The sequence below is a fragment of the Micromonospora reichwaldensis genome (assembly GCF_031845925.1).
GTDB classification, from domain to species: Bacteria; Actinomycetota; Actinomycetes; order Mycobacteriales; family Micromonosporaceae; genus Micromonospora; species Micromonospora reichwaldensis.
This window is the reverse complement of record NZ_JAVRFL010000033.1, coordinates 49900-61618: the sequence shown is the minus strand read 5'-3', so window position 1 is coordinate 61618 and position 11719 is coordinate 49900. Positions and strand designations below refer to the sequence as shown.

The 11719-nt window shown below is 73.4% G+C and carries 9 protein-coding genes; 6 read left to right on the top strand and 3 right to left on the bottom strand.

Annotated elements, in window-relative coordinates:
* Positions 1 to 22: 22 nt before the first annotated feature.
* Complete coding sequence (locus RM555_RS24060; RefSeq protein WP_311413859.1) at positions 23 to 1063, bottom strand: phosphatase PAP2 family protein; 1041 nt, start codon at positions 1061 to 1063, stop codon at positions 23 to 25.
* 232 nt (positions 1064 to 1295) lie between these two features.
* Here RM555_RS24060 and RM555_RS24055 point away from each other — a divergent pair, with 232 nt between their 5' ends.
* Both RM555_RS24055 and RM555_RS24050 read left to right on the top strand, forming a co-directional pair.
* Positions 1296 to 1700 (top strand): thioesterase family protein, encoded by a 405-nt coding sequence (locus RM555_RS24055; protein WP_151457646.1) that lies wholly within the window; start codon positions 1296 to 1298, stop codon positions 1698 to 1700.
* Positions 1697 to 2524, top strand: a complete 828-nt coding sequence (locus RM555_RS24050) for an MBL fold metallo-hydrolase (protein ID WP_311413858.1) — start codon at positions 1697 to 1699, stop codon at positions 2522 to 2524. Before RM555_RS24055 ends, RM555_RS24050 begins: the two co-directional genes overlap by 4 nt.
* A gap of 118 nt (positions 2525 to 2642) precedes the next feature.
* On the opposite strand, the gene RM555_RS24045 is transcribed toward RM555_RS24050, so the two are convergent.
* The gene (locus tag RM555_RS24045; RefSeq protein WP_311413857.1) at positions 2643 to 3578 is read right to left on the bottom strand and encodes a PfkB family carbohydrate kinase; all 936 of its coding nucleotides are present in this window, start codon (positions 3576 to 3578) and stop codon (positions 2643 to 2645) included.
* A 65-nt stretch (positions 3579 to 3643) separates the two neighbouring features.
* Between RM555_RS24045 and RM555_RS24040 the strand changes: the two genes are divergently transcribed.
* Both RM555_RS24040 and RM555_RS24035 read left to right on the top strand, forming a co-directional pair.
* Positions 3644 to 4018, top strand: coding sequence for a nuclear transport factor 2 family protein (locus RM555_RS24040; RefSeq protein ID WP_311413856.1), 375 nt, complete (start codon positions 3644 to 3646; stop codon positions 4016 to 4018).
* A gap of 276 nt (positions 4019 to 4294) precedes the next feature.
* On the top strand, positions 4295 to 5413 hold the full coding sequence (locus RM555_RS24035) for a lytic polysaccharide monooxygenase (RefSeq protein ID WP_311413855.1): 1119 nt from the start codon (positions 4295 to 4297) through the stop codon (positions 5411 to 5413).
* 134 nt (positions 5414 to 5547) lie between these two features.
* Here RM555_RS24035 and asnB read toward each other — a convergent pair whose 3' ends face one another.
* Positions 5548 to 7509 (bottom strand): asparagine synthase (glutamine-hydrolyzing), encoded by a 1962-nt coding sequence (gene asnB, locus RM555_RS24030; protein ID WP_132238715.1) that lies wholly within the window; start codon positions 7507 to 7509, stop codon positions 5548 to 5550.
* Between the two features lie 204 nt (positions 7510 to 7713).
* On the opposite strand from asnB, the gene RM555_RS24025 reads away from it, so the two are divergent.
* Entirely contained in the window at positions 7714 to 9195 is a 1482-nt protein-coding gene (locus tag RM555_RS24025; RefSeq protein ID WP_311413854.1) for an aminopeptidase P family protein, read from the top strand.
* A 270-nt stretch (positions 9196 to 9465) separates the two neighbouring features.
* Entirely contained in the window at positions 9466 to 11547 is a 2082-nt protein-coding gene (locus RM555_RS24020) for a hypothetical protein (RefSeq protein ID WP_311413853.1), read from the top strand.
* Positions 11548 to 11719: the final 172 nt, after the last annotated feature.

The window sequence follows — 11719 nt, the reverse complement described above, 5'->3', positions numbered from 1 at the left end:
CGCCCGTCCGCACGCGGGTGGTTCAGCGGGTGGCCGTGACCGGCGGCGGCTCGGCGGCGGCCGGCGGGTCGGCCACAGCGTCGGGGTCGGGGTCGGGCTCCGCCGGGGACCGCCGGGCCTTGCGGGCCGCCCACCAGCGCTCGGCCAGGCCGACCACGAGGAAGGCCATCCCGACGTACGCCCAGCCGACCAGCACGTCGATGACGTAGTGCTCGCCCGAGTAGACCAGGGTGAACGTCATCGCCAGCGGGTACGCCAGCAGCAGCGGCCACCAGCGGCGGCGGGTCTGCCGCAGGAAGAACAGCACCACGAAGAGCGCGAACGCGGTGTGCAGCGAGGGCATCGCGGCCACCGGGTTGGAGGCGATCTGCCCGGCGTTGAGCAGGTTGCCGGCGCCGTGCATGCCGAACGCCTTCCAGCCGCGCGTGGAGATCCGGGCGACCTCCTCCAGCAGCCCGTTCTGCGCCGCCCACCAGGGCGGGGCGGCCGGGTAGAGGAAGTAGGTGACCAGGCCGGTGGCGCAGAGGAAGCCCCAGCGGCGCATGAAGGCCGCCCACCGCCCCCGGTCCCGCAGCCAGAGCACCGCCGCGGCGGCCAGCGCCACCACGAAGTGGGAGAAGTAGACCCAGCTGACGGCGACGTCCCACCAGTGCACCTCGGGCCGGTAGAGGTGCTCCTGGAGCCAGGTCGTCGGCACCTGCCCGCCCGTCGCCCAGCCGAACATCACCCGGTCGGCGACGATCAGCTCGTACGCGTGCGGGGTGGCGCCGTTGTCGGCGAAGCCCCGGGACAGGTTGTAGACGGCGAGCAGCAGCACCACCGGCACCCAGTCCCGCGCGAAGCGCAGGTGGCTGCGCCACGGCCGGCTGCTGTTCCAGGCGATCGTCCCCGCCCAGATCCACAGGAACGCGTACGCCGGGTCGGTCGGCAGGCCGATGCCGAGCCAGCCGGCGACGAAGGCGAGCCCCCAGAGTGTCATCGCGAGCACGCGACGACGCCCGCCGTCGGGTGCGGCGGAGGGCTCGGTCCGGGCGGGGGGCTGGGGGTCGGTCGCGACAGACATCGCGGTCAAGGTTAGCGGCGCGGGCGGCATCGACCCACGCCGACCACCCGGCCACGCCGACCTTTCGGGCGCGGCGGGACCGGCAGGCGCGGCAGACCAGCACGGCGGGCGCGGCGGGACCGGCGGCCCGGTGCGCCGGTGCCCGCGCCGCCCACGGGACGACGTGTGCGCCGGTCGGGGCGACCGACGCGCACGCCCCGCCGCCCGCCGCCGCCTCGTCTAGGCTTTGGCCATGCAGGAGCAGCCGGAGCCCGCGCTGACCCCGGGCCTCACCGCCCGGGTGGAGTTGACCGTCGCCGACACCGACACCGCCCAGGCGGTCGGCTCCGGAGACGTGCCCGTCCTGGGCACGCCCAGGGTGCTCGCCCTCGCCGAGGCCGCCACGGTGGCGGCCACCGCCGCCCGGATGCCCGGCGGGTCGACCACCGTCGGCACCCGGGTCGAGCTCGACCACCGGGCGGCCACCCCGGTGGGGCGCACGGTGGTGGCGCAGGCCCGGCTGACCGCGGTCGAGGGGCGGCGGCTGTACTTCGAGGTCAGCGTCAGCGACGGCGACGAGACGGTCGCCGAGGGCCGGGTGGAGCGGGTGCTGGTCGACCGGCAGCGCTTCGTGGAACGCGCCGCGCGGTCGTCGTGACCGCCCGCTTCACGCGGGTCGCCGACGGGGTGCACGTGCTGCGTGAGCCGCTGCTGCACGTCAACGTCACGCTCGTCGTCGGCGACGGGGCCGCCCTGCTGGTCGACACGCTCTCCACCGCCGGGCAGGCCGCCGAGCTGGCCGCCGCCGCCCGGGCGGTCACCCCCCATCCGTGGACGCTGGTCAACACCCACCACCACTTCGACCACTGCTTCGGCAACGCGACCCTCGCCGCCGACCCGCCCCGCCCGGTGTACGCCCACGAGCTGGCCGCCGAGGCGATGCGCGAGCCGGACCGGCTGCGCCGGGAGGCGTACGCGGAACTGCGCGACGCGCACCCCGCGCTGGCCGCCGAGGTGGCCGGCACGGAGGTGCTGGCGCCGACGCACACCGTGCACGGCGAGACCGTGCTCGACGTGGGCGGCCGGCGGGTGGTGCTGCGCCACCCCGGTCGCGGGCACACCGCCGGTGACCTGGTGGTGCACGTGCCCGACGTCGACGTGCTGGTCGCCGGGGACCTGGTGGAGCAGAGCGGCCCGCCGGCCTTCGAGGAGTCGTACCCGTTGCAGTGGCCCGACACGGTGGCGGAGCTGCTGCGGACGACCACCCCGGCCACGGTGGTCGTGCCGGGGCACGGCGAGCCGGTCGATGCGGCGTTCGTGCGCGCGCAGCACGCCCAGCTCGTCGAGCTGGCCTGGCTCATCCGCGCCGGGCACACCGGCGGCGCCCCGCCGGAGCGCGTCGCCGCCGAGGCGCCCTTCGGCGCCCGTCCCGCCCTGCACGCCGCCCGCCGCGGCTACGCCGAACTCGACGGCACCGCCTGACGACGACCGCCTTGCGTCACCTGCGGCTGCTCTCCGTGGTCAACGGCTGGCCGGCACCCGGGAGCCTGTCGCCGGCCCTCGACTGGTCCGTCCGGGCCCTGCGGACCCGCACGCCGGCCTAGCGGGTGAAGCGGGCGTGGACCTGCGCGCGGGTGGGCATGGCGGTCGCGCCGCCGGGTGACTCGCAGACCAGGCCGGCGACCCGCAGCGCGAACGCCACCCGCTCGTGCCAGCCCGCCGGATCGGCGGGCTCGCCGCCGGCCAGCAACTCCGCGACGAGCGCGCCCATCACCGAGTCGCCCGCGCCGGTGGCGTCCACCGCGGCGACCTTCGGCGCGGGTACGCGTACCGGATCGGCGCCGGCGGCGGCGACCACCGCGCCGGCGGCGCCGAGGGTGACCACCACGGTGCCCGCGCCGAGTTCCCGCAGGTACGCCGCCACGCCCTCCTCGGGTTCGCCCGGGTAGAGCAGCTTCGCGTCGGCGGCGCTCAGCTTGACCAGGTGGGCGCCGGCGGCGAACTCGGCCACCACCTCGCGCAGCCCGGCCAGCGCGGTCGGCCCGTCGAGCAGCCGGGGACGGACGTTGGGGTCGAAGACCCGCAGCCCGGACGCCAGCGCCCAGGCCCGGCGCGCGGCGGCCAGCGCCGCCGGCTGGAGCAGCACGATCGACCCGCAGTAGAGGACGTCGGCTCCCGCCACCAGGTCGGCGTCGAGGTCGTCGGGGCCGAGCAGGCCGTAGGAGGGCGGCTCGCCGTAGAACCGGAAGTCGGGCTCCGGGCCGGCGAAGGTGGCCACCGCCAGCGCGGTCGGGGCGGCGACGGTGACCGCCCCGGCCAGGCCGACGCCCGCGCCGGTCAGGAAGTCACGGATCCGCCCGGCCAGGACGTCGTCGCCGAGCGACCCGACGAACTGCACCGCGCCGCCGAGCCGGGCGACGGCGACCGCCACGTTCAGCGGCCCACCGCCGACGGCCTGCCGGTAGACCGGCTCGCCGTCGCGCTCGGTGTCGAGCAGGTCGACCAGTGCCTCGCCGAGCACCACCGCGTAACCCATTGGTGTCCTCCGTCCACGCCGCGCGCCGACCGATCTTGTCGCACCAGGCTGGCACAGTACGCGCCATGACGAGCGCCGAAGCCACCGTATCGGCCTACTGGACAGCCTTGGAGGCGCGGGACTGGGACGCCGTCGCCGGGCTGCTCGCCGACGACGTGGTCTACCACCTGCCGCAGACCCGCGAGCGGATCGTCGGCCGGGAGTCGTTCCTGCGCTTCCACCAGGAGTACCCTGACGGCTGGCACCTCACGGTGGTCCGGGCGGTCGCCTCGGGTCGGCGCGCCGCCACCTGGATCAGCTGCGCCCACCGGGGCGAGGAGCTTGCCGCGACGAGCTTCTTCGACCTCGACGACGCCGGTCTCGTCCGCGAGGTCACCGAGTTCTGGCCGGTGGCCTACGAGCCGCCGCCCGGCCGCGAGCACCTCGCCGAGCGCTACTGACACATCGAGCAACGGCTATTGCGTCTCGTCACCGTCCCGTGGTGGGATGGCGCTTGCCGGGCGGTGCGGGGGCTGCCGCGCCGCCGGCGCCGGGTTCACATCCACGCGAGGGCACCGGCCCGCGAGTCGGGCCGCCGACGGCGCACGTACGCCGGCCATCCGCGCCGGGGCACGTCCGCCGCGACCGTCTTGCCCGCGTCGCAGCGGGGCGGGCCGTGCTGCCACCCCGCGCGTTGCCCGTGGGACTCCCCCGTCCCACGAGTGAGGAGAACCCCCGTGTCCCACCGATCGCGTATGGCCGCGTTGCTCACCGCGGCCGCGACCCTTCTCGCGGGCGCCGTCGTCCTGACGGCGGGGCCCGACCCCGCCGCCGCGCACGGCACCCCGATGGCCCCCGGCAGCCGCACCTTCCTCTGCTGGAAGGACGGCCTCTCGTCCACCGGCGAGATCAAGCCGAACAACCCGGCGTGCTCCGCCGCCGTGGCGCAGAGCGGGGCCAACTCGCTCTACAACTGGTTCAGCGTGCTGCGCTCCGACGCCGCCGGCCGGACCGTCGGCTTCATCCCGGACGGCAAGCTGTGCAGCGGCGGCAACCCGGGCTTCGCCGGCTACGACCTGGCCCGCACCGACTGGCCGCTGACCCACCTGACGGCCGGGGCCCGGATGGAGTTCCGCTACAGCAACTGGGCCCACCACCCCGGCACGTTCTACTTCTACGTCACGAAGGACAGCTGGAGCCCGGGCCGTCCGCTGGCGTGGAGCGACCTGGAGGAGCCGTTCCTGACGGTGACCAACCCGCCGCAGCGCGGCTCGAGCGGCACCAACGACGGGCACTACTACTTCAGCGGCAACCTGCCCACCAACAAGAGCGGCCGGCACCTCATCTACTCGCGCTGGGTGCGCTCCGACAGCCAGGAGAACTTCTTCGGCTGCTCGGACGTCACCTTCGACGGCGGCAACGGCGAGGTCACCGGCGTCGGCCCGGGCGGCACGCCGCCGCCCAACCCGACCACTCCCCCGCCCAACCCGACGACCCCGCCGCCCAACCCGACCACGCCGCCGCCGAACCCGACCACGCCGCCGCCGCACAGCGGGGACTGCATGCCGGTCTTCAAGGTGGTCGGCACCTGGAACGGCGGCTTCCAGGGCGAGGTCACGATCATGAACCACAGCTCGTCGACCTGGTCGGGCTGGACGGCCAACTGGACGTGGCCCAGCGGGCAGACCATCAACAGCCTCTGGAGCGGCACGCTGAGCGGATCCGGTTCCTCGGTCACCGTGACCAACGCGCCCTACAACGGCACGATAGCCCCGGAGGGCACCACGACCTTCGGCTTCGTCGCCACCACCAACGGCACCAACACCCTGCCCACGGTCACCTGCTCCGGCCGCTGAAACCCCGGCCCGACACCGGGCCCCTGAAGTGATCAGGAGGTTTGCGTCCCCGGGAACGAGTCCAGGGACGCAAACCTCTTGATCGACGGCGTGGGCCCCCGGCCGGGCGCGGGGCCCGGGTTGCGGTGGCCGGGTCAGCGGACCATCGAGCCGACCACGGGCTTGGTGAGCAGGGCGGACTGGTTGCGCTGGATGCCCGGGTCGAGGGTCTTGGCGACGAAGATGGCGTGCCAGATGCAGAAGATGAGCACCGTCCACACCTTGCGGGAGTGGTCGGCCTCCTCCCGCTTGTGCTCCTCCAGCAGCCGCATCGCGTACGACAGGTCGAGCAGGTCACCGGCGCCGGAGGTGGACAGCACGTGCCGGGCCCACTCGTACATCTCGCCGCGCAGCCAGACCCGGGTGGGGGTCGGGAAGCCGAGCTTCTTGCGGTTGACGATGGCCGGCGGCACCACGCCCTGCAACGCCTGGCGCATCGCGTACTTGGTGGCGTCGGAGCGGGGCGGGAGCTTGAGGTCCACCGGGATCCTGGACGCCACGTCGAAGACCGCCCGGTCCAGGAAGGGCACCCGCACCTCCAGCGAGTGCGCCATCGAGATCCGGTCGGCCTTGACCAGGATGTCGCCCCGCAGCCAGGTGTAGAGGTCGACGTACTGCATCTTGGTGACGTCGTCGAGCTCGGTGCACTCGGCGTAGATGGGCGCGGTGACGTCGGTGTAGCGGACCGAGGGGTCGTAGCGGCGCAGCAGGTGCTGCTTCTCCTCCTCGGTGAACATCCGGGCGTTGCCGTAGTAGCGCTGCTCGATCGGCGTGGTGCCACGCTCCAGGAAGCTCTTGCCCTTCACGCCCTGCGGGATGGCCTTGGAGACCGCCCGCAGCCCCTTCTGCACCCCGTCGGGCAGCCCGTTGACCGAGCTCAACGACAGCGGCTCGCGGTAGATGGTGTAGCCGCCGAAGAACTCGTCGGCGCCCTCGCCGGAGAGCACCACGGTGACGTGCTCGGCGGCCTTCTTCGCCACGAAGTAGAGGGGCACCAGGGCCGGGTCGGCCACCGGGTCGTCGAGGTGCCAGACGATCTTCGGCAGCGCCTCGATCATGTCGTACGGCCCGATCTTGGTCGGGATGGTCGTCACGTCGAGGTGGCGGGCCGAGTCCTGGGCGACGTCGATCTCCGAGTAGCCCGGGACGTCGTAGCCGACGGTGAAGGTCAGGATGTTCGGGTTGAATTCCCGGGCCAGGGCGACCACCGCGGTCGAGTCGATGCCGCTGGAGAGGAACGAGCCGACCGGCACGTCGGAGCGCATGTGCATCCGGACGCTCTCCCGCAGCGTCTCCCGGATCTCGTGGTAGAGCCGCTGCTCGTCGTCGACCGGGGTGGGCCGGAACACCGGCCGGTACCACCGGCGCACGTCGATCCGCCCGCCCGGGGTCCAGGTCAGGTATTCACCCGAGCCGATCCGGCTGATGCCCTTGTGCAGGGTGCCGGGCTCGGGCACGTACTGCAGGGTCAGGTAGTGGCTCAGGTTGGCCGTGTCGATGCCGGCGTCGCCCTGGTAGTTGGAGTGCGCGAAGGGCAGCAGCGCCTTCTTCTCCGAGGCCAGGTAGAGGCCGTCGGCGGTCTCCAGGTAGTGCAGCGGCTTGATCCCGAAGTAGTCCCGGCCGCCGAACGCGCGGCGCTCCTGCCGGTCCCAGATGACGAAGGCGAACATGCCGCGCAGCCGGGTGAGCACCTGCTCGCCCCAGTAGTGGTAGCCGGCGACGATCACCTCTCCGTCGCCGGCGGTGGCGAACTGCGCGCCGAAGCTCCGGATCAGCTCCTCGCGCAGCTCGATGTAGTTGTAGATCTCGCCGTTGAAGGTGAGCAGGTAGCGCCCGTTCGCGTAGGACAGGGGCTCTTGGCTGGAGGCCACGTCGATGATCGCCAACCGCTTGTGCGCGAACACGCCGTCCGCGTACCGGCCGGAGGCGTCGCCGACCACCTCGACACCGGTCTCGTCCGGTCCGCGGTGGTGCAGGCATTCCAACGCCCCGGCGATGTTGTCGCGGTGGGCGGCGGCGTCGCCGCGCGCGCTGAAGAAGGCCAGGAGTCCGCACATGGTCGCCATCTTTCCACGCGGCCCGAGCGGGCGTCGCGGCACCGCTGGGCTCCACGCCGCGAGGCTGCCCGGCCCGCGCGTTCCGCGCGTTCCGGATCGCCCACCGCCCGGCTCGCCGACCGCCGCCCGTCCCGGCGCGATCCGACCGCCGCGCCGCGCGGTACCGTCTGACCTGCGACGATGGGGAGGCGGAGGGAGCGGAGCATGACCGAGGGGCGTACCGACAGCAGGCCGGCGGACGGCACCGGGTCGCACGACCCGGACTTCCCCGAGGCGTTCCTGGCGTTCATGCGGCAGGGCTGGCGGGACACCACCCTGCCGGTCGGCCCGCGGCCCGAGGTGCCGAACCACGCCAAACGACGGGCCGCGCTCTCGGCGGCCTTCCCGGGCGAGACCCTGGTGATCCCCACCGGCGGCGAGAAGGTACGTGCCAACGACACCGACCATCCCTTCCGGCCGGGCAGCGACTTCGCCTACCTCACCGGCGACCACGACCCGGACGGGGTGCTCGTGCTGCGGCCGAACGGGTCGGGCCACGACGCCACCCTCTACATGCGGCCCCGGTCGTCGCGGCTGACCGACGAGTTCTTCCGCAGCCGGCACGGCGAACTGTGGGTGGGCCGGCGGCACACCCTGGCCGAGAAGTCGGCCGAGCTGGGCCTGCCCACGGCGGACCTGACCGAGCTGGACGCGACGCTGGCCGACCTGGCGCCGGGGCGTACGCGGGTGCTGCGCGGCTTCGACGCACGGGTGGACACGGCCGTGCGCCCGTACGACGGCCACCGCGCCGAGGGCCAGCCGGCCCGCGACCGGGAGCTGGCGATCGCCATCTCGGAGCTGAAGCTGGTCAAGGACGAGTGGGAGATCGCCCAGCTCCAGGACGCGGTCGACGCCACCGTCCGGGGGTTCGAGGACGTGGCCCGGGCGCTGCCGGCGGACCGGGGCGTGTCGGAGCGGCTGCTGGAGGGGATCTTCGCGCTGCGCGCCCGGCACGACGGCAACGACGTCGGCTACGGCTCGATCGTCGGCGCGGGCGAGCACGCCACGATCCTGCACTGGGTGCACAACAACGGCGCCACCCGGCCGGGCGAGCTGCTGCTGATGGACATGGGCGTGGAGAACCGCAACCTCTACACCGCCGACGTCACGCGGGTGCTGCCGGTCGACGGCCGGTTCAGCCCGCTCCAGCGCCAGGTCTACGACGCCGTGCACGCCGCGCAGCAGGCCGGCATCGACGCCATCCGCCCCGGGGTGGCGTTCCGGGAGGTCCACCTGGCGTCGATGCGGGTGCTCGCCCAGGCGCTGTCCGACCTGGGTCTGCTGCCGGTGGGCGTCGACGAGGCCATGGACGAACGGTCGACGGTCTACCGGCGCTGGACGCTGCACGGCACCAGCCACATGCTCGGCATCGACGTGCACGACTGCGCGAACGCCCGCAAGGAGAAGTACCGGGACGGCACGCTGGGCGAGGGCTATGTGCTCACCGTCGAGCCGGGCCTCTACTTCCAGCCGGAGGACGAGCTGGTTCCCGAGGAGCTGCGCGGGATCGGCATCCGGATCGAGGACGACATCCTGGTCACCGCGACCGGCGCGGTGAACCTCTCCGCCGGGTTGCCGCGCGCCACCGACGAGGTGGAGACCTGGCTGGCCGAGCAGCGCGAGGCGGGCCCGCGCCTGCCGGACTGACCGCACCCCGCATCCTCGCCGCAGCCCGGCGCGACCCCCGTCGCGGCCGGGCTGTTCGCCGTCCGGCCCCCGGCGCGCCGTTGTCGCCGCGCGGAGGCGGCGTCGGGATCCGCCCGCATACCGCCCGAAAGCGCAGAACTTTCACTTTCATCCTCATCGCGAAGACAGCTCACTTATGTTGACACCAAACCTGTCTAACCGATTCAGGGCTGATTACGCCTCCTGCGGCCGTACGTGCCCGTTGGATACGAAAGATGTGGGTGAGAGCACATGTCAACCAATCAGTCCGAAGCAACCGGGGCAGGGGGCCCGACGGGGCGTCGCCGGAAGCGGCGCGTCCTGTGGGTCGCCACCGGAGTGGCCGGCCTGACCGGCGCGGTCGGCCTGGCGGCCAGCGGGGTGGTCACGCTGCCGGACGCATCCGCGACGGGCGGCCTCGGGAACGTGGCCGGCCGGCAGCTCACCGGGGCGGCCGCGCAGGCTGGGGCGCCGCTGGGCCCGGACGACCGGGTCGACGCCGCGGCCGCCGGCATGAATCCCGGCGGACAGGACCCCGGAGCGGCCGGCAAGGGACCGGCCGAGAAGGGACGCAACGACAAGGAGCAGGACGCCACGGACGTGCCCTGCGACACCGACAGACTGATCGTCGAACTCAACCGGGTGAACGCCGGTCACGGTGGGACGCTCAAGCTCGCGCGCGACTGCACGTACCTGCTGACGCTGAGCCGGGAGGGGAACGGTCTGCCAGAGATCGTCCGACCGGTCACGATCAAGGGCGAGAACGCCACCGTCCTGCGCGCCACGAACGCCGCCGCCTTCCGGATCTTCAACGTGGGGGTCGGCGGCGACCTGACCCTGCACGACCTCACGGTCAAGGGCGGGTTCGCCCAGCCCGGGCTGGGCGGCGGTGGCCTCCTGGTGCAGGCGGGCGGCAGGGCGACCATCTTCGACAGCCGCATCACCGGAAACCAGAGCAGCAGCGCTGGCGGTGGCGTCACCAACTTCGGCGTCACCCGGATCCTGTCCACGCGCGCCACCGGCCCGGACGGCAAGGGCGAGGAGCACGCCGACGGGGAGAAGAACGCGGCCGGCACGGGGCACGACGACACCACCCCGGGCGACCTCAGCGGCCCGGACGGAACAGCCCCGTCGACCGACGGCCGCACCGCCCCGAGCACCGGCGCCGAAGCCACCGCCGGGCCCACGGATCCCACGGGCTCGGACACGAAGGCACCCACCGGCCTCAACCCTGACGGCACCGGCACCAAGGCCCCCACCGGCCTGGACGCCGACGGCACGGACACCAAGGCCCCCACCGGCCTGGACGCCGACGGCACCGACACCAAAGCTCCCGGCGGCCTGAACGCCAACGGCGACGGCACCAAGGCCCCTGCCGGCCCGGACGCCGACGGCGCGGACACCAAGGCCCCCGCCGGACTCAACACCGACGGCACCGGCACCGACACCGACACCAAAGCCCCGGCCGGCCTGGACGCCGACGGCAAGGCGGTCGTCGGGGACGGGGCTACGGCGGGGGCCGCTGGCGGCGCCTCGGCCGCCCGGGACGCGGGCGGCCCCGGCCGGGACGACAAGAAGGACGACAGGGGCGACGACCGCGGGGACGGCAGGCACGGCAGCGAGGTCACCGACAACACCGCCGTGGGCAGCGGCGGCGGGATCCGCAACGTCGGCCAACTCTTCCTCGATGGCGTCCGGGTGAGCCACAACCAGAGCGGCGACACCGGCGGCGGACTGGAGAACGTCGCCTCCGCCGTCGTCACCGACACCACGGTCTCGCACAACATCGCCGAGGGCTCGGGCGGCGGCATCCAGAGCGGCGGCAACCCCAACGTCGCCACGACCGTCAAGCGCAGCCACGTGTTCGGCAACCAGAGCGGTGCGAGCGGCGGCGGAATCCGCAACGCGGGGACGATGTACGTGCAGCACAGCACCGTCCGTGGCAACACCGCTGACGGCGACGGCGGCGGCATCGCCAACCTCGCCGCGGTCTTCGGCGGACTGTCGATCTCGAACAGCAAGGTCAACGAGAACGTGACCCGGGGCAACGGCGGCGGTGTCGCCAACGACAGCGGCCAGGTGGTGATCTTCCACAGCGAGGTCGACCGGAACCGGGTCGCCGTGGACCTGCAGGTCGCGGGCGGGGTCTACAACCAGGGCGGAAGGATCTCCGTGATCAGGTCACGGATCACGGAGAACTCGTCGCTCCTGGCGCCGGGAGGCGTCTCCTCGGACAACGACGGAGTCACTGTCGACGACGAGACGGTGATCATCCGGAACAAGCCCACGAACTGCGAGGGCAGCCCGACCCCTGTGCCGAACTGCTTCGGCTGATCGGGGGAGAGCCGGTACTCCGCAGCGCGTTCCGGCGCCGCCCGGGAAGGGTCGTCACGACGGCCCGCCCCGGGCGGCGCTGGACCTTCGCGTGCGGCCTGGTCCTGGTGTTGCCCTCTGCGGGTGTTTGTGCTGCCCAGGTGGCTTCCCTGCCTGGTAGCGGCTCACTGCG